The organism is Spirillospora sp. NPDC048819 (assembly GCF_040650055.1).
Lineage (GTDB): Bacteria > Actinomycetota > Actinomycetes > Streptosporangiales > Streptosporangiaceae > Spirillospora.
In genome coordinates this window covers 509617-528192 of sequence record NZ_JBEZGN010000001.1, presented here as the reverse complement: position 1 = coordinate 528192, position 18576 = coordinate 509617, and the positions used below count along the sequence as shown (strand labels likewise).

At 72.2% G+C, this 18576-nt stretch carries 14 protein-coding genes and 1 pseudogene; 9 read left to right on the top strand and 6 right to left on the bottom strand.

What is annotated here, in order from left to right:
* Positions 1 to 32 precede the first annotated feature (32 nt).
* The 4 genes from AB0C35_RS02535 to AB0C35_RS02520 are packed head-to-tail and all read left to right on the top strand — an operon-like array spanning position 33 to position 5384.
* Complete coding sequence (locus AB0C35_RS02535; protein WP_358449615.1) at positions 33 to 1082, top strand: iron-siderophore ABC transporter substrate-binding protein; 1050 nt, start codon at positions 33 to 35, stop codon at positions 1080 to 1082.
* 5 nt (positions 1083 to 1087) lie between these two features.
* Entirely contained in the window at positions 1088 to 2920 is a 1833-nt protein-coding gene (locus AB0C35_RS02530) for an ABC transporter ATP-binding protein (RefSeq protein ID WP_358449613.1), read from the top strand.
* Positions 2907 to 4607 carry an ABC transporter ATP-binding protein gene (locus tag AB0C35_RS02525; protein WP_358449611.1) on the top strand — a complete coding sequence of 567 codons (1701 nt, stop codon included), beginning with the start codon at positions 2907 to 2909 and terminating at the stop codon, positions 4605 to 4607. Before AB0C35_RS02530 ends, AB0C35_RS02525 begins: the two co-directional genes overlap by 14 nt.
* A 39-nt stretch (positions 4608 to 4646) precedes the next feature.
* Complete coding sequence (locus tag AB0C35_RS02520; protein WP_358449609.1) at positions 4647 to 5384, top strand: VOC family protein; 738 nt, start codon at positions 4647 to 4649, stop codon at positions 5382 to 5384.
* Positions 5385 to 5422: 38 nt separating this feature from the next.
* On the opposite strand, the gene rph is transcribed toward AB0C35_RS02520, so the two are convergent.
* The 5 genes and pseudogenes from rph to AB0C35_RS02495 form a co-directional block, all read right to left on the bottom strand.
* Positions 5423 to 8020, bottom strand: coding sequence for a rifamycin-inactivating phosphotransferase (gene rph, locus AB0C35_RS02515; protein ID WP_358449859.1), 2598 nt, complete (start codon positions 8018 to 8020; stop codon positions 5423 to 5425).
* Between the two features lie 225 nt (positions 8021 to 8245).
* On the bottom strand, positions 8246 to 8749 hold the full coding sequence (locus AB0C35_RS02510; protein WP_358449607.1) for a DUF1269 domain-containing protein: 504 nt from the start codon (positions 8747 to 8749) through the stop codon (positions 8246 to 8248).
* A gap of 310 nt (positions 8750 to 9059) precedes the next feature.
* Complete coding sequence (locus AB0C35_RS02505) at positions 9060 to 10007, bottom strand: aldehyde dehydrogenase family protein (RefSeq protein WP_358449857.1); 948 nt, start codon at positions 10005 to 10007, stop codon at positions 9060 to 9062.
* Positions 10008 to 10062: 55 nt separating this feature from the next.
* Positions 10063 to 10359, bottom strand: a pseudogene (locus AB0C35_RS02500) (aldehyde dehydrogenase family protein); the annotation flags it as partial.
* Positions 10242 to 11087 carry an aldehyde dehydrogenase family protein gene (locus AB0C35_RS02495; protein ID WP_358449855.1) on the bottom strand — a complete coding sequence of 282 codons (846 nt, stop codon included), beginning with the start codon at positions 11085 to 11087 and terminating at the stop codon, positions 10242 to 10244. The gene AB0C35_RS02495 and the pseudogene AB0C35_RS02500, both read right to left, overlap by 118 nt.
* Before the next feature lie 300 nt (positions 11088 to 11387).
* On the opposite strand from AB0C35_RS02495, the gene AB0C35_RS02490 reads away from it, so the two are divergent.
* Genes AB0C35_RS02490 through AB0C35_RS02470 form a run of 5 tightly spaced genes read left to right on the top strand, consistent with a single transcriptional unit; the run spans position 11388 to position 17731 of the window.
* A complete protein-coding gene (locus tag AB0C35_RS02490) occupies positions 11388 to 12626 on the top strand; it encodes an ABC transporter substrate-binding protein (RefSeq protein WP_358449605.1) in 1239 nt (412 codons plus the stop codon).
* A gap of 7 nt (positions 12627 to 12633) precedes the next feature.
* Positions 12634 to 13509, top strand: coding sequence for a branched-chain amino acid ABC transporter permease (locus tag AB0C35_RS02485; RefSeq protein ID WP_358449603.1), 876 nt, complete (start codon positions 12634 to 12636; stop codon positions 13507 to 13509).
* Positions 13502 to 15298: a branched-chain amino acid ABC transporter ATP-binding protein/permease gene (locus tag AB0C35_RS02480; RefSeq protein WP_358449601.1), complete on the top strand. Its 1797-nt coding sequence runs from the start codon at positions 13502 to 13504 to the stop codon at positions 15296 to 15298. The genes AB0C35_RS02485 and AB0C35_RS02480 overlap by 8 nt, the downstream gene beginning before the upstream one ends.
* Positions 15295 to 16053 carry an ABC transporter ATP-binding protein gene (locus AB0C35_RS02475; RefSeq protein ID WP_358449599.1) on the top strand — a complete coding sequence of 253 codons (759 nt, stop codon included), beginning with the start codon at positions 15295 to 15297 and terminating at the stop codon, positions 16051 to 16053. Before AB0C35_RS02480 ends, AB0C35_RS02475 begins: the two co-directional genes overlap by 4 nt.
* Position 16054: 1 nt before the next feature.
* Positions 16055 to 17731, top strand: a complete 1677-nt coding sequence (locus AB0C35_RS02470; RefSeq protein ID WP_358449597.1) for an AMP-binding protein — start codon at positions 16055 to 16057, stop codon at positions 17729 to 17731.
* Between the two features lie 166 nt (positions 17732 to 17897).
* Here the strand turns inward: AB0C35_RS02470 and AB0C35_RS02465 are convergent, their stop codons facing one another.
* A complete protein-coding gene (locus tag AB0C35_RS02465) occupies positions 17898 to 18551 on the bottom strand; it encodes a TetR/AcrR family transcriptional regulator (RefSeq protein WP_358449595.1) in 654 nt (217 codons plus the stop codon).
* Positions 18552 to 18576: the final 25 nt, after the last annotated feature.

The following is an 18576-nucleotide window of genomic DNA, read 5'->3' as shown; positions in this document are numbered from 1 at the left end:
TGTTGCGGACAGCACAAAAGCGAGGATTTCGAATGACCCCCCAACGAACGGCGATCACGAGGTCCTGGCGGCGGCTGGCGGCGATACTGTCCGCCGCGGTCCTCGGCGCCGGCCTCCTCGCAGGCTGCGGCTCCGACTCGGCGGACACGCCGGGCGACGACGCCCCGGCGGCCGCGGGCGGCGTGTTCCCCGTCACCGTGGAGCACGCCTTCGGCTCAACGGAGATCACCAAGGCCCCCGAGCGGGTCGTCTCCGTCGGCTACACCGACGACCAGGCCATCCTGGCGCTCGGCACCAAGCCCGTCGGCATGGTCGACCAGTACCCGAACCCGCCGGGCACGTCCCCCGACATCAACACCCAGTGGCCCTGGGTGAAGGACAAGTGGGGCGACACCCGTCCCGAGGTCGTCATGAGCAACGGCGACTCCGGTCCGAACTTCGAGAAGATCGCCGCGCTGCGGCCGGACCTGATCATCGCGGTCTACTCCGAGATCGACCAGGCCGCCTACGACAAGCTCTCCAAGATCGCCCCGACGGTGGGCCGGACCAAGGCCGAGAAGGAGCCGTTCAGCGCTCCGTGGCAGGACAACGCGGTCCACATCGCCAAGGCGCTCGGCAAGGAGGCCGAGGGCCGCAAGCTGGTGCAGGACATCCAGGGCAAGCTCGACGCCGCCCGCAAGGCGCACCCGGAGTTCGCGAGCCAGACCGCCGTGGCGCTGTCCTGGTACGAGGACTCGGTCGCGCCGTTCACCACCACCGACGTGCGCGGACGCCTGGTGACGGGCATCGGCTTCAAGGGCGCCACGAAGATCGACGAGATCGCGGGCGGCAAGTTCTACACCGTCCTGTCCCCGGAGCGCATGGACCTCGTCGACGTCGACCGCATCTTCGTCATCAACGACAAGGCGGACCAGGAGGCGCTCAAGAAGTTCGAGCTGTTCGCCAACCTGCCCGCGGTCAAGGACGGGAAGGTGTCGTACCTGCTGGACAGTGAGGGCCCGGCGATCGGCGCGGCCATGTCCCAGAGCACCCTGCTGTCCCTGCCCTACGCGATCGACGAGATCGTCAAGTCGGTCGGCTAGGCGGTGTGAGCACCACCGGTGTGAGCACCGCCGGCACGCGCGCCGCCCCGGCCGCCCCGGCCGCCCTGCGCACCGCGACCGGACGCGAGGCCGCGCGATGGGTCGCGGCGCACCTCCGCGAAACGCCATGGCCGCCGGTCGCCGCCGTGCTCGCCACGGTGGCCGGGGCGGCGCTCGCGGTGCTGCCGGTACTCCTGCTCGGCCGGGTGGTCGACGGCGTGGCCGAAGGCGGATCGCCGTCGGTCCTGATCACGATCGGGATCCTCATGGCGGCCGCCGCGCCGCTCGGCGCGGCGGCCACCGCGGCGTCGACGTACCTGATCGGACGAATGGGCGCGGACCTGCTCGCGCGGCTGCGGGAGGGCGCCGTCCGGGCAGTGCTGGGCATGCCGAGCGCGCGGATCGAGCAGGTCGGCCGGGGAGACGTGCTCTCCAGGGTCGGCGACGACGTCGCCGTGCTGTCGAAGGGCATCCGGACCGCCGTCCCCACCGTGTTCTCCGCGGGCGTCCTGGTCGCCATCGCCACCGCCGGCATGTTCGGCCTCGACTGGCGGCTCGGCCTGGCGGGCGCCGGTGCCCTGCCCGCGTACGCGCTCGCCCTGCGCTGGTATCTCCCCAGGTCCGCCCCGCTCTACCAGAAGCAGCGGGTGGCACAGGCCGACCGGGCGCAGGAGCTGATCAGCGGCCTGGACGGGATCGGCACCGTCCGGGCGTACCGCCTCGAGGACGCCTTCCGCGCGAGGGTCGGCCGTGAGTCGTGGCGGGTGCGCGATCTGGGCATCGAGGTGTTCCGTCTGTTCGGCCGGTTCGTCGGCAGGGAGAACCGCGCCGAGTTCATCGGGCTCGTCCTGATCGTCGTGGTGGGGTACGCGCTGCTGGAGGCCGGCGCCGCGAGCCTGGGCGATGTGTCGGCGGCCCCGCTGCTGTTCCACCGCCTGTTCAACCCGCTGGGCTCCATCCTGTTCACCTTCGACGAGGCCCAGAAGTCGGGTGCGAGCCTGACCCGGCTGGTCGGGGTGCTGGGGGAGCCCGCGGAGGAACGGCTGGTGGGCGGCACCGGCGTCCGGCCGGCGGGCGCTGCGGCGTACCCGGTGACGGTCGAGGGGCTGACGTTCCGCTATCCCGGCGCCGAGGAGCCCGTCCTCCGGGACGTCGACCTGACGATCCCCGCCGGCGGCTCCCTCGCGCTGGTGGGGGCGACCGGCGCGGGCAAGTCGACGCTGGCCGCGCTGATCGCGGGCATCGGGACTCCGCAGGCCGGGTCCGTGCGCATCGGGCCGACCGATCTCGCCGGACTGGACGAGGCCGGGGCACGGGACCTGGTGAGCATCCTGACGCAGGAGACGCACGTGTTCTCCGGTCCGCTCGCCGACGACCTGCGGCTGGCGGCGGCGGAGGCGACCGACGCCGAACTGATGGACGCGCTGCACACGGTCGGCGCCGGCGGATGGGTCGACGCGCTGCCCGACGGGCTGAACACCCTGGTCGGTGAGGGCGGCGAACGCCTGGACGTCACGAAGGTCACCCAGATCGCCCTGGCCCGGCTGGTGCTGAGCCCTTCGCCGGTGGTGGTGCTGGACGAGTCGACCGCGGAGGCCGGCAGCCAGGGCGCCGCCGAGCTGGAGCGGGCCGTCCGGGCCGCGTGCCGGGGCCGCACCAGTCTGTTCGTGGCGCACCGGCTGACCCAGGCGATGGCGGCCGACCGGATCGCCGTTCTGGACGGCGGACGCGTCGTGGAGCAGGGAACACACGAGGAGTTGGTGGCCTTGGGCGGCGGGTACGCGCGGCTGTGGCGGGCCTGGCGGGCGGGCGGACGAGCGAGCGATGACGACTTCTGAGAGCCGGCCGCCCCGCACGGGGTCGGAGATCCTCCGGACGGCGCTGCGCCGCAACGCCGGAGCCATGACCCGGGGCACCGTCCTCATGGGCATGTACCAGGCGGGTGAGACCGCCTTCCCCATCGCGCTGGGCCTGATCGTCGAGCACGCGCTGCGGGACCGGAGCCTCGGCTCGCTCGGGCTGTCGATCGCCGCGCTCGCCGTGATCATCACGACCGTGTCGTTCTCATGGCGCTTCGGGATGCGCATCCTGCAGAAGGCCAACGTGACCGAGGCGCACCGCTGGCGTGTGCGGGTCGCGGCCTGCGGGCTCCAACCGGTGGCGCGGGACGTCGACCTCAAGTCCGGGGAGGTGCTGACCATCGCGACCGAGGACGCCGACCAGACCGCCGACATCATCGAGGTGGTGCCGCTGCTGGTCAGCTCGCTGGTCGCGGTGCTGATCGCGGCGGTCGCGCTGGGCATGGCCGACATCTGGCTCGGCCTGCTGGTGATCGCGGGAACCGTCGCGGTCCTGTCGACCCTGAGCGTGATGTCGAGGCGGATCGGCTCCGGCACGCGCGAGCAGCAGGCGCGGGTGGCGCGGGCGGGCGCGAAGGTCGCCGACCTGATCGCGGGCCTGCGCCCCCTGCACGGCTTCGGCGGCAACCACGCCGCGTTCCGGTCCTACCGCCGGGTCAGCGCGGAGGCGAGGAACCAGGCGGTCACCGTCGCCAAGGCGGACGGCGCGTACGCGGGCGCCGCGCTGGCCCTGAACGCGGCGCTCGCCACCGCCGTGACCCTGATGGCGGGCAAGCTCGCCTTCGACGGCCGGATCACCACCGGAGAGCTCGTCATGGCCGTGGGCCTGGCGCAGTTCGTCATGGAACCGCTCAAGCTGTTCTCGGAGATGCCGAAGTACGTCATGGTCGCGCGGGCGTCCGCCGAGCGGATGGCGCTGGTACTGGCCGCGCCCCCGGTGATGACCCCGGGCACGGAACGTCCCGCCGCGACCGGCGGCCTGGAGGTCGACCGCGTCCGGTACGGGACCCTGCGGAAGCTGAGGTTCGAGGTGCCGGCCGGCGAGTTCGTCGCGATCGCCGCCTACCGGGCCCGCGAGGCCGCCGACCTCGTCTCGCTGCTCTCCGGCGACGTGCCGCCCGGCGCTTACGAGGGCGTGGTGCGGATCGGCGGGCGGGAGACGGCGGACCTGTCGATCGAGGCGATCCGCGAGCACATGCTGGTGAACCCGTCCAACGGGGAGATCTTCGCGGGCACCCTCCGCTCGAACATCGACCCGTCGGGCACCGGCCGGATGGTGCCGGAGGCGGTCGAGGCGTCCATGCTGACCGACGTCGTCGCCCTCCACCGCGCGGGGCTCGACCACAGCGTCCGCGACCGCGGCGCGAACCTCTCCGGCGGGCAGCGCCAACGCCTGTCCCTGGCCCGCGCCCTCGCCGCCGACGCCCCCGTCCTCGTCCTGCACGACCCGACGACCGCCGTGGACGCGGTCACCGAGCAGCTCATCGCGCGCAACATCGCCCGGCTGCGCCGAGGCCGCACCACCATCGTGATCAGCGGCAGCCCGGCCCTCCTGGACGCCGCCGACCGCGTCCTCGTCCTGGACGACGGCGTCATCACCACCGAGGACACCCACCGCAACCTCCTCGGCGCCGACGAGGACTACCGCCTGGCCGTGGCCCGCTGACCCGGCCGACCGGCGGACGACGCCCCTATGATCGGCGGCATGGCACTGCGGCTCGTTCAGGTGAATGTCAAAGCCGGCGATGACTCGGCCCTCGGCCGGTTCTGGGCGGAGGCGCTCGGCTGGGATCTCTCCAGCGAGGGACCCGGCGTGACCAACCTCGAGCCCAAGGGCCTCACCTGGCCGGACCCCGCCGGCTTCTACATCGATTTCGTGTCCGTCCCGGACCCCGAAACGGTGAAGTACCGCGTGCACATCGATCTGGCCACCACCTCTGCGGCCCATCAGGCGGAGTTGGTCGCGCGAATGAAGGATCTCGGTGCGACGCCCGCCGATGTGGGCCAGGGCGACGTCCCGTGGACGGTTCTCGCCGACCCGGAGGGCAACGTGTTCTGCGTGCTGGAACCCCGGGAGAACTACCGGGACACCGGCCCGATCGCGGCGGTGGTGGTCGACTGCGCCGACCCGCGGGCCATGGCCCGGTTCTGGGACGAGACGCTGGACTGGACCCTGCACGAGGTGACCGACGATCATGCGGTGCTGCGTTCCGCCGAGGGCGTCGGGCCGTATCTGGAGTTCCTCCGCAAACCCGGCGTGAGGACATGGTGGAACCGTTTCCATTTCGACCTTCTGCCGGACCCGATCGACGACAAGGAGGCGGAGGTGGCCCGGCTGCGGGCACTCGGCGCCGTCGACGTCGACCTCGGCCAGGGCGACGTGCCGTGGACGGTCCTGGCCGACCCGGAGGGCACCGAGTTCTGCGTCCTCGGCCGGCACTGACGGGGGCGACGCAGAACGGAGCCCGCCGACCCGGCGGTTCAGTCGAGGATCTCGACGTACCCGCCGGTTCCGTGAACGCGGATCCGCTGCCCGTCCTGGATGAGCCGGGTGGCCTGCTCCACGCCCACGACGGCCGGCAGGCCGTACTCCCGCGCGATCACCGCCCCGTGCGTCATGAGGCCGCCCACCTCCGTCACCAGTCCGGCGACGGTGACGAACAGAGGGGTCCAGCTGGGGTCGGTGTAAGCGGTGACCAGGATGTCGCCCGCCTCAAGGTCGGCCTGCGCCATGTCCAGGACGACACGGGCACGGCCCTCGACGGTCCCGGCCGAGACCGGGAGGCCGGCCAGCCCGCCGGGCGGGGCGTCGTCACGCCGATACCGGCCGGTGACGACCTCGCCGTCCGAGGTGAGGACCCGGGGCGGTGTGAGGGCCTCGTACGACCGGAACGCCCGCCGCCTCTGCATGATGAGTTCGGCGTCCACGGTGCCGGTGCGCACGACCTCCTGCAATTCCTGGAAGCGGAGGAAGAAGACGTCCTCCTTGTCACGCAGAATGCCGGACCGGACGAGCCGATCGGCCTCCCGCAGCAATGCCTGCTTGTAGGCGAAGTAGCGGCTGACCATTCCGTACTTGGGGTACTCCCGGTATCCGGCGAAGGTGCGGACGCGGTCGATCATCCGCTTGGTCTCCTCGGCCTTCCGCTCCCCGTGGGGCAGGGCGCGCAAGCGCGCCAGCAGTTCCCGCTCTTTCCGCCGTGACTCCTGGCGGCCTTCTGCGAAGCGCCGCTTGCCGGCGCCCGGCTCGAAGTTCTTGATGTTGCCGAGGATGGTGGGCAGGAGCATGGCGGGATGCTCGCTCCAGCGCGTTCTGGTGATGTCGATTTCGCCTGGGCAGCGCATGCCGTACTCGTCGAGGTAGCCCTGGACGGCGTCGCGTGCTTCCGGCCCGCCGGGCAGATCGGCCAGTTCGTTCAAGAAGCCGTCGCCCTCCTGGCCTTCGTCCACGACACGGTGCAGGAACGCCACAACGTCCGCGTGCGGCCGGATAGCGTCCGCGACGTCGAGGAGCGCCAGTCCCATCTCCGACGTGACGTTGTGGGGAACGGACTGCGTGAGCGCGTCGGCCGCGTTCCTCTCGCCCAGCCACGCCTCCATCTGGTCGTTGAGCCACCAGGCGGCCTCCATCCCCGCCATGATCGCCTGGTGGCTCCGCGGGGCGAACAGGATGCGCTTCAGCTCTGCGATGTCGGCCAGGATGAAGTCGAGCAGCGCCGTCCCGGACAGCTCCCGGATCTCGCGCCGCAGCGTGGCGATGGACGCCTGACTCTGCTGGATCAGCCGGGTGACGACGGCCGGATCGGTCTCGATCGGGTCGGGCGGGTCGCCGGCGGGGGCGGCGCCGGAACCCTCGTCCGGAAGCGAGCGGAGGAAGCCGCGGCGGTCGAGGACGGTCTGCAGCGCGTCCCGCATCAGCGGGTCGGACCTCCCCGCGCCCTCCAGGAGACTCGCGCGGCCCGCGGGCGTCGCCAGGGCGGAGGCCACGTCGACGAACAACCGCCCGCCCGCCTCGTGCATCGGCCGCGGGGTCGTCAGCTGCCACACCGAGAGTCCCAGCGGCTTCATCGCATCGGTCATCATCTGCTGGTGACCGACGGAGAGGTAGACGTGGTTCTCCCGGTCACCGGTCGCGGGGATGGGGAACAGGGTGGTGATCGGCCGGCTCTGGACGATGTGGAAATCGTCGCCGGCCAGGCACCATTCGATGTCCTGGGGCCGGTCGTAGTGCGCCTCGATGCGCCGGCCCAGCCGCACCAGGCGCACGACTTGCGCATCCGTCAGAGCCGGCCGCGCCTGCCGCTGCGGCTCGATCGGTGCGTCCTGGGTACCGCCCTGCGGCGACGCCTGGACGAACCGCGGCTTGGCGGCGACCGCCGCGGTGACGACCTGGTCGTCGCGCACCGTGTAGACGTCCCCGACGACCAGCCCGGAAACGAGCGCCTCGCCGAGCCCCCGGCCCGCCTCCACGGTGGCGATCTTCCGGTTCGAGGTCACGGGGTCCGCGGTGAACAGGATCCCGGCCGCGTCCGGGAACACCATCCGCTGGACGACCACGGCCATCCGCACCTGCCGGTGGCCGAAGCCGTTGCGGCGCCGGTAGGTCACCGCCCGCTCGGTGAACAGCGAGGCCCAGCACCGCCGGACGTGCCGAAGGACCGCCGCCGTGCCCACGACGTTCAGGTACGAGTCGTGCTGGCCGGCGAAGGACGCGGCCGGCAGGTCCTCGGCCGTCGCGCTGGAACGCACCGCGTAGGAGTCCCGCTCCCCGAGCCGGGCAAGCGAATCACTGACCGCCGCCACGAGATCGTCGGGCATCGCGAGGTCTTCGACGGCGCCGCGCACCTCGGCGCTCAGGGTGCGGATCGCCTCCTGGTCGTCCGGATTTACGCGCGACAGCAGGTCGAGCCGAGCGTCGATCGACGGCGCCTCGGCCACGATCCGCTGGAAGGCGTCCGTCGTGACACAGAAGCCGTCCGGCACGCGGACGCCCTCGATTCGCCGGAGCTCGCCCAGGTGCACCCCTTTGCCGCCGACGTCCGCGACATTCGTCGAGTCGATCTGCTCGAAAGCCAGCACATAGCCCAATTGCGTTGCTCCATCGTCCGTCGAGCCGGTTCGCGACGACGGCAGTATGAAGCATTTTCCGGCACCTCATGAGGCGCGCATTTCTGCTATAAAATGAAAGTGACGGGGAGCGGTGCGCGCATGCTCGGCCCGTCCGCCGCCGGCACCTTCACCCAGTCGTTCCGCATGGGCCATGGCGGTCCCGGTGGCGGCCGGAGCCGCGGCGAGGGGACGGGGTCAGGCGGGCTGCGGCGTTCGGGCGGTCTTCACCGCGTCGCGCAGGTGCTGCTCCTCCTCGGTGGACAGCGACGTCCGGATGAGCCGGCCGCCCAGCGGCGCCATTTCCGGGATCACCTTGTCGGGGTTGCGCTTGTCGACCAGGACGAACACCGCCGCGCTGCCCGGCGTGAGGTGCTCACCGAGGTCGCGCATGAAGTCGTCGTCGATGCCGGCGTCGGCCGCGGCGCCCATGGCGGCGCCGGTGGCGCCGCCGACCGCCATGCCGAGCAGCGGCATGAAGAAGATGAGTCCGATGAGGCCGCCCCAGGCCGCGCCGCCGAGCGCGCCGCCGGCGGTCAGGTTCCGGGCCTGGTGAAGCTTGATCTTGCCGTTCTCCCTGCGTTCGACGACGACCACGTCCGCCAGCTCGATGACGTGCTCCTTCTGCAGCTGGACGAGTTTGTCGCGGGCCTGTTCGGCGGTGGCGAGGTCGTCGTAGGCGACGGCGATCAGATCGCTCATGCTTTTCCCCCGGTTGGTCTGTTCCCGGCTGATGGCGCAGGAATATGCGTACGTCTTTCCTACCTCTGTTCTCGTGAGGTTCTCGGGCACGTTCGTCAAGGTTCTGCCGTGTTGGGCGATGAGTTGGCAAACAACCTTGGATGAGCGCGATATCCGACTATCGAAGGGTTCGCGCCTCTCCGAGCGCCGCATCGGCGGTACACCTGATCACCCGTGACCGGGTGGGGCTCCGCACCTTGGCGGATACCGGCGAGCGCAGCACGCCGCCGCGTGGGCCGGTCGGGCTCGCGCGGACCACGGACCCGGTTTCTCAGGGCCCGGTGGTCTTGGCGACGAGGGTCAGCACGTCGTAGGTGGCGACGGGCTCGCCGTCGGCGTTCGCGACGACCGCGTCCCAGCGGACCTCGCCGTAGTCGGCGCTCCTGCGCGGTGTGATCTGCTTGACGGTCAGGGTGACGTCGATCGTGTCGCCGGCCTTGACCGGGGTGAGGAAGCGCAGCCGGTCGACGCCGAAGTTCGCCAGGACGGGCCCGGGGGCCGGGTCGACGAACAGCCCGGCGGCGAGCGAGACCACGAGGTAGCCGTGGGCGACGATGCCGCCGAACAACGGGTTGGCGGCCGCGGCCTCCGGATCGGTGTGGGCGTAGAACGTGTCGCCGGTGAGGTCGGTGAACCGCTCGATGTCGTTGAGCGTCACCGTGTGCGTCGCCGAGCGGATCGTGTCGCCGATGCGCAGTTCGGCGATGCTCTTGCGGAACGGGTGCACGTCGCCGTCCGACCGTGCGGCCCCGGTGGTCCAGCGGTTGGTGATCGCGGTCAGCATGTCGGGCGAGCCCTGGATCGCCGTGCGCTGCATGTGGTGCAGGACGCCGCGGATGCCGCCCAGTTCCTCGCCGCCGCCCGCACGGCCCGGCCCCCCGTGCACGAGCACGGGAAGGGGGGAGCCGTGGCCCGTGGACTCGGGCGCGGCGACCCGGTCGAGCACGAGCAGCCGGCCGTGCCACGGCGCGAGACCGAGCGTCACCCGGCGGGCGACCTCGGGATCGCGGGTGACGAGGGAGCCGGCGAGGCTGCCCCGGCCTCGCGCGGCGAGCTCGACCGCCTCGTCGAGCGAGCCGTAGGTGAGCACCGTGCTGACCGGCCCGAACGGCTCGACGTCGTGGGGCTCGGACGCGCCGGGCCGGGCGCGCAGCAGGACCGGCCCCATGAACGCGCCCGACTCGCTGTCGGCGCCGACGACCTCGACGGCGTCCGGGATCGCCGAAGACGACGTCCGCCGACGCGCGCAGCGTCTGCACGGCCTTGCGCACCTCGTCGCGCTGGCCGAGGCCGGCGAGCGCGCCCATGTCGACGCCCTCGGCGCGGGGATCGCCGACCGTGATCTCGGCCAGCCGGGCGCCGATCGCGTCGATGACGGCGTCGGCCATCGTGCCGGGGACGATGACGCGCCGGATCGCGGTGCACTTCTGCCCGGCCTTGACCGTCATCTCCGTCACAACGCCCTCGACGAAGAGGTCGAATTCCGGGTCGTCCTCGCCGACGTCGGGTCCGAGGATCGAGCAGTTGAGCGAATCGGCCTCGACACCGAGCCGCACGCCGTGGTGGAGGACCGCCGGGTGCTGACGCAGCGCGGCGGCGGTGGCGGCCGAGCCGGTGAACGCGACCGAGTCCTGTGGCCCCAGCTCGTCGAGCAGGCCGTCGGGACTGCCGCACAGCAGTTGCAGCGACCCTCCGGCATGAGCCCGGACCCGATGATGTGCCGCACGGCCCGCTCGGTCAGATAGGTGCCCTGGCTCGCCGGTTTGACGATGGAGGGCAGCCCGGCGAGAAACGCCGTCGCGAGCTTCTCGAGCATTCCCCAAACGGGGAAGTTGAAGGCGTTGATCTGCACGGCGACGCCCGTTCGCGACGTGTACACGTGCTGGGCGCTGAAGACGCCGGAGCGCCCCAGCCGTTCGGTGTCGCCGTCCAGGACGATCGTTTCGTTGGGCAGTTCGCGCGTGCCCCGGCCGGCGTAGCTGAACAGCGTGCCGATGCCGCCGTCGATGTCGACCTCCGAATCGCGCGGGGTCGCTCCGGTGTGGGCCGACAGGGAGTAGAGCTCGTCCTTGACACCCGAGAGGTGCTTGGCGACGGCCTTCAAGACGGCGGCCCGCTCGTGGAACGTCAGGCGGCGGACCGCGGGCCCGCCCACCTCGCGGGCGTGGCCGGCCATCGCGGCGAGATCGAGACCGGTCGACGAGAGCCTGGCGACCTCCTCGCCGGTCGCGGCGTCCAGGAGCGGGTGCCCGTCGTCGGACGCCCGGAACCACTGTCCGTTCGCATAGCTCTCCAGCATCGCGCTCATCCGGCCGGTCTCCTTCCGCTGATGAATCCAGGTCACCCTATTACAGACCGATCGGTCAGTAAATCGGTCGGCAGGGCTGCCCTGCGCCTCATGGCGCGCGGAACGCGTGATCGGGCCGCGGCCGTCGTCTTCTTCGCCTGCGACGCGGGACTCGTCCGGCCGCGCGGCTGAACGTCAGCGGTCGGGCGACCGCGGGGCGGTTCGGCGACCCGGCGGCGGTGCCAGGGGTCCTCTTGACGTGCATCGAGGGGAAGTATACAAACGTTCATACATCAAATCGAGGAGGCGGCCTTGGCTACTGACCGGACGGCCGGAATGTCCCGGCGAGGGTTTCTGGCGGGCGCCGCGTCCGCCACCGCGCTCGGCGTGCTCGGCCTGGGCACGGCGGCGTGCGGGAGTTCGGGGAGCGGCGGGGCGAAGGCCGCCCGGATCGGGTGGGTGGAGCCGAAGACCGGCCGGCTCGCCGCCGCCTACAAGCCGATCTACGTCGGTGCGAGGCTCGCGCTGGAGGACATCAAGGCGGCCGGCGGGCTGCTCGGCGAGGCCGTGGAGGTCAGCGAGCACGACGACAAGGGGAGCCCGGCCAGTCAGCCCGCCGTCGCGCAGCGGCTCATCCGGGACGACCCCACCTTCGTGGTCGGGCCGACCGGGAGCTCACAGGTGCTGGCGTCGGTGACGGCGCTCGCCCGCGCGAAGCTGATCCAGTCGGCGTGGGGCGGCGCGGAACTGCTCGGCGACGGCGACCGCTTCCCGTACCACTACCAGCTCGTCTACAACACCACGCAGCAGGCCGCGGTCGCGGCGCGCTTCCTCCACGAGGTCCGCGGGCTGCGCAAGATCGGCATCATCGTGGAGAACTCGGAGTTCGGCACCTCGATCAGGGACGCCGTCGTCCGCACGCTGAAGGACGCCTACTCCACCGAGCCGGTCGCGGTCGAGGTGTTCGAGGTGGACGCCTCCGACATGACGCCGTTCGTCCGCAACCTGGAGCGCGCCGGCGTGGACGGGCTGGGGCTGTTCACCGGCCAGCCGCAGGCGACCATCCTGATCCTGCGGGCGATGGCGGCGAGCGACTTCCACCCCGTGATCGTTTCGCACGACCTCAACTACATCGACGCGCTCGGCGAGTTCCCCCGCGCGCTGCTCGACGGGTTCTTCGGCACGACCTACCGGGGCCTCACCTACACCGGCGGGGAGAAGCCCTCCGCCGAGGTCGCAAAGCTGGTCGAGCGCATCAACGCGCACCCGGACACCGCCGGCCTCGGATACTCGGCGGTGACCAGCCCCTACTACGACTACATGATGCTGATGGCCAAGGTGATCGAGGACGCGAAGACCCTCGACCCGGCCAAGCTCAAGGCCGCCCTCGACAAGGTCAGCGGCCACCCGGGCATCCGGGCGAAGGTGTCGTTCACCGAGAAGAGGCACTCCGGCATCGCCGACGAGGACATCACCATCGGCACCCTCATGTCGGCGAAGGAGCCGGAGAGCCTGGGCGGGGTCCTGCGGCGCCGCGCGGACGGGATGTGACCGTCCGATGATCGCCGACATCCTGGTCGCCGGGCTGGTCTTCGGCAGCCTGTACGGCCTCGTCGCGATGGGCTTCAACGTGCTGCACCGGCCGACGAACGTGGTGAACTTCGCGCAGGGCGAGCTCATCATGATCGGCGCGATGCTGATGGCCGCCACCCCGATCGGCGGACTCCCCTGGGGGATCGCCGTGGTCTGCGTCATGGCCGTCGTCGCGGTCGTCACGCTGGCCGAGGAGCGGGTGGCGGTCACCCCGGTGCTGCGCAGGTCGTCCCACGCCGCCGGCTGGGTGATCACCACGCTGGCCTTCTCGCTGCTGATCGCGGAGGCCGCCGGGCGGCTCTGGACGGACCAGCCGAGCACCGTCGCGCCTCCGTGGCCGCTGTCCATCGACGTCAACGAGGTGGCGGGGGTCCGGTTCTCCAGCTACCAAGTCGCGGTGGTGGCCGTCGCCGTCGCGGTGGTGCTGCTGCTCGGCCTGCTGGACCGCTCCCGGCTCGGCACCGCGTTGCGCGCGGTGGCCGCCGACCGCGACGGCGCCCGGCTGCGCGGCATCGACCCGACGGCGCTGACCCGGCGTTCCTTCCTGCTCGGCGGTGCCCTGGCGGGGCTCACCGGGGTGCTGGCGGCGCCGTTGCTGCTGGCCTCGGTGACGATGGGCCTGGGCCTGCTGATCAAGGGCTTCGCGGCCCTGGCGGTCGGCGGGATCGGCGACAACCGCGGCGTGCTGGTGGCGGGGTGGGTGCTCGGCACCGTCGAGGCGGCGGGCGCCGCCTACGCCTCACCGGGGTCGCAGTCGGTCGTCCTGTTCGCGGCGATGCTGCTCATCCTGCTGATCCGGCCCAACGGCCTGCGCGGTCTGGCGGTGCAACGTCATGTCTGAAGTTCTCCGGACGCGCTCCGACGGCGTTCGGCGCGCGGTTCCCTGGCTCGTCGTCCTGGCGGCCGCGGCCGTGTTGCCGCTGGTGAGCGGCGACCCCACGATCACCTATCTCGCCACCACGGCCGCGATCTACGTGGTGGTGGGGACGGGCCTGAACATCATGTTCGGCTACACCGGCCAGGTCTCTCTCGGCCAGGGCGCGCTGGTCGCCGTCGGCGCCTACGCGACCGGCATCCTCATGGCCGACCATGGCTGGACGTTCTGGGCGGCGGCCCCCGTGGCGGTGGTCGTCACCGCGGGCGCCGGGACGCTGATGGCCCTTCCCGCGTTCCGGCTCTCGTCCTGGTACATCGCCCTGGTGACGCTCGGCGCGGCGATGGCGGCGCGCAGCCTGCTGGTCGAGTTCGAGGGGCTGACCGGCGGCTGGTCCGGGCTGATCGGCATCCCGCGCCCGGCGATCGGATCGCGGGAGCTGGGGGAGCGCGACCTCCTCTGGTTGGTCCTCGTCGTGAACGTCGTACTGTTCGTCATGGTCCGGAACATCGTCGACTCCCGTTTGGGGCGGGCCATGATGGCCGTCCGGGACGCGCCGGAGATGGCGCGGAGCGTCGGTGTGGGCCCCGCGCGCATGAAGCTGTTCGCGTTCGCCTGCGGCGGCGCCACCGCCGGGATGGGCGGGGCGCTGCTGGCCGTCCACCACGGTCTGGTCACCCCCGACGACTTCACCCTCGACTTCTCGATCCTCTTCCTGCTGGTGGTCATCATCGGCGGCGCGGCCCGCCTGGCGGGCCCGATCATCGGGACGCTGCTGTTCTTCGCGCTCCCGGAACTGCTGACCGGCCTGGCGGAGTGGCGCGGCCTCATCTACGGCGCGGCGCTGCTCGTCCTGATGGTGTACGCGCCGCAGGGCATCGCCGGGGCCTGGGACAAGCTGCGGGCACGTTTCTGGAGGGGCCGCGTCCCCGCCCCCGCCGCCGCCCCCGACCCGGCGGATGACACCGCCGAGGTGGGGCCGCCGCGCGGGGAACCGCTCGGCGTCGAACTGTCCGGCGTCCGCAAGTCCTTCGGCGGCGTGCACGCCCTGCGCGGCATCGACCTCGCCATCGAGCCGGGCAAGGTGCACGCGATCGTCGGGCCGAACGGGTCGGGGAAGACGACCCTGCTCAACGTGATCAGCCGCCTGCTGCGGCAGGACGAGGGACGCGTCCTGCTCGGTGCCGAGGACGTCAGCCGGGCCACCGCCGAGCGGCTCGCCCGGCGCGGTGTCGCGCGCGTCTTCCAGACGCCGCGGCTGCTCGGCGCGTCGAGCCTGCGGGACAACGTCCTGCTCGGCGCCTACGCGCGCGAACGGGCGGGCGGGCCCGCGACCGTCCTGCGGCTGCCGTGGGCCCGCCGCGAGCGGGCCGATCTGGTGGTGGAGGCCGACCGCCTCCTTGCCGGGCACGGCCTGGCCCGGCGGGCGGACGAGGACGCCGCCGCGCTGCCCCACGGCGAGCAGCGGCTGCTGGAGGTGGCGCGGGCGCTGATGGCGCGGCCGCGCCTGCTGCTGATGGACGAGCCGGCGGCCGGGCTCACCCCGCGTGAGCTGGAGGCGCTGGGGCGCCTCATCCGCGCGATCCGCGACGCCGGCACCACCGTCGTCCTGGTGGAGCACCACATCGAACTCGTCGCGAACGTCGCCGACGTGGTGACCGTCCTGGACCGGGGCGAGCTGGTGACGTCGGGGGCGCCGGAGGAGGCCCTCGGGGACGCGCGGGTCGTCGAACTGTACTTGGGGGCACCCGCATGACGGCGCAGGGCGAGGAACTGATCACCGTGTCCGGGCTGAGCTCGGGCTACGGGGCGGTGCCGGTGGTCCGCTCGGTCGACCTCACGGTCCGGACGGGCGAGATCTTCGCGGTGGTCGGCGGCAACGGCGCCGGGAAGACCACGCTGCTCAGCACGATCTCCGGGCTGCTGCGCCCCACGTCCGGGTCGGTGCGGTTCGCCGGCGCCGACATCACCGGCTGGAGTCCCGAGCGGATCGTGGCGCACGGCCTCGTCCACATTCCCGAGGGCAGGCGCCTGTTCACCGGGCTCACGGTGGCCGAGCATCTGCGGCTCGGGCTCTGGAACGTCCCGAACCGGCGCAGGGTCGAGCGGGAGCGGACGGAACGGGTCGTCGACCTGTTCCCGGTGCTGGGCGAGCGGATGGGCGCCTACGCGGAGGTGCTCAGCGGCGGGGAGCAGCAGATGCTCGCCATCGGCCAGGCTCTGATGCGCGAACCCCGGCTCCTGCTGCTGGACGAGCCGTCCATCGGCCTGGCGCCCGTGATCATCCAGCGGGTGTTCGCGGTGGTGGACCGGCTGCGGGCGCAGAACCTGACGGTGATCCTGGTGGAGCAGCGGGTCGGGCAGGCGCTGGCGCTCGCCGACCGGGGGCTCGTCATGCGGCACGGCCGGGTCGAGGCGGCCGGGACCGCCGCCGAACTGGCGGAGGACCCGGCCCTGCGGGCCGCCTACCTGGGCGCGGCCGCGGCCGGCGGGCAGAGGATCGAGGAGTGACATGAGCGAAGAGTGGTGGGGCCCGGCGGTGCCGGGAGCCGAGGAGTGCGTGATCGCGGAGTTGCTCGTCCGCCGCGCCGCCGAGCATCCGGACCGGGTGTACGCGATCTTCGAGGACGGGACGCGGTGGACGTACGCCGAGACCCTGGCCGAGGCCGAGCGGGTCGCCGCCGGACTGCACGGCCTGGGTGCGCGGCCGGGCGACATGGTCGTCTCGTGGCTGCCGAACGGACCGGACGCGCTGCGCGTGTGGTTCGGCGTCAACCTGCTCGGCGGCACGCTCGTCCCGCTGAACACCGCCTATCGCGGCGGGCTGCTCGAACACGCGATCCGGCTGTCCGGGGCGCGGGTGGCGGTCGTGCACGCCGATCTGGCGGTTCGCCTGGACGAGATCGACACCGGCGCGCTGGAACGCGTGGTGGTGCTCGGAAAGGGCGGAACCCGGCCGGAACACCAGGCCGCATCGCCGGGCCCGAAGGCGGTGGGCCCGAAGGCGGTGGGGCCGGAGGTGGTGGGGCCGGAGGTGCTGGCCGCGGCGGCGCCGGGATTCCGGCCGGAGTCGCCGCCCCGGCCGTGGGACCCGTACGCGGTGATCCTCACGTCCGGCACGACCGGGCCGTCCAAGGGCGTGCTGTGCTCGTACGTCCAGCTCGCGGCGTGCGCGCGCGCCGCGTTCGGCGGCCGCTTCGGAGCGGCCGACCGCTACATGGTGAACCTGCCGCTGTTCCACGCGGGCGGCACCATCGGCACGTACGCGGCGCTGCTGCTCGGCGGCGGGATCAGCCTCGTGAGCGCGTTCGACACGGAGTCGTTCTGGCCGGCCGTCCGCACGACGGGGACCACGCACGTCACGCTGCTCGGCGTGATGGCGACGTTCCTCGGCAAGCGCCCCGCGTCCCCGCAGGACCGCGAGCACCCGCTGCGGCACGTCTTCATGATCCCGCTGATCGAGGACAGCGCGGCGTTCGCGGAGCGCTTCGGCGTCGGCGTGGTGGCCATGTTCAACATGACGGAGGTCTCGATCCCGATCATCTCCGGGCCCGACCCGGACGTCCCGGGTACGTCCGGGCGGCTGCGGCCCGGCGTCGAGGCCCGGGTCGTCGACGAGCACGACCGGGTCCTGCCCGACGGGGAGGTCGGTGAGCTGGTGCTGCGCACCGCCCAGCCCTGGGCGATGAACTCCGGTTACCTCGGGATGCCGGACGCGACGGCGCGGGCCTGGCGCAACGGCTGGTTCCACACCGGGGACGCCTTCCGCACGGTGGACGGCGAGTACTTCTTCGCGGACCGGATGGGCGACACGATCCGGCGCCGCGGAGAGAACATCTCCTCGGCCGAGGTGGAGGTCGAACTGCTGGCGCATCCGTCGGTCCGGGAGGCCGCGGTGGTCGCCGTGCCGAGCCCCTACGGCGAGGACGACGTGCTCGCGGTGGTCGCGCCCGTGGACGGCGCGGTGATCGACCCCGCCGAGCTGCTGCGTTTCCTGATCCCGCGCATGGCGCACTTCATGGTGCCCCGCTTCGTGCGCGTGGTCGGCGCGCTGCCGCACACCCCGACGAACAAGATCGAGAAGCATCGGCTGCGCTCGGAGGGCGTCACGCCGGACACGGCCGATCGCGAACGGCTGGGCGTGACGGTCAGGCGCGACGGCATCGGCGGGACGTCCACCACCCGCTGAGCCGCCCGACCGGAGGCTCGCCGCCGCTGAGCCACCCGACCCGGGGACCCGCCAGGCCCGCCGCGTGCACGGCCGCAGCGAAGCCGTACGCGGCCGGGGAATCGGCATGTCCGGCGAGTCTCCGGTCGCCTTCGCGATGCCGGGGCCGCCGGTGGGTCCGGGGGCGTCAGGCGTCCGGGGACCCGGCGCCGACGAGCTGCAGGGCGAGGAAGGAGTACTGGTCGGCGAGTTCCCGGGCCGACACCGCCCCTTCCGGCCGGAACCACTGCCCGGCGTTGATGCACATGTCGAGGATGGCCTTGGCGACCACGTCCACCTGGACGGGACGCGTCGACCGCGGGTCGCTGAGGCGGAACCGGCCGGCGCTCAGGCCCCGTTCGAGGGTGCGCTCGAAGATCCGGCGGACGCGCCGCTGGGCGTCCAGGACCTCCCTGGCCTGCTCGGGCGGGAGGTGGCGCCACTCGGTCCGGGCGACGAGGCCCTCGACGCGCCGTTCGGTGTGGAAGAGCGTGAGTTCCCGCACCAGCTCGGCCAGCTGCCGGTCGGCCCGGTCGCCGCCGCGCAGGAGGCCCTCTTCCAGCATGCGCTCGGAGTCCTCGTGCGCACGCTTGAGGATCGCGTAGAGCACTTCCTCTTTGGACCCGTAGTGGTTGTAGAGGGAGCCCGCGGTGACGCCGCACGCGGCGGTGATCTTGCGGACGCTGGTGGCGGGGAACCCGTCCTCGTAGAACAGGCGCGCCGCCTCGTCGAGGATCCGCCGGCTCATCGAGGCCGTGGCCGGTGTGCCGCCGGCGGTCGTCCGGGAGTGTGTCGTAGCCACGCCTTGACGCTATCACCACATGAAC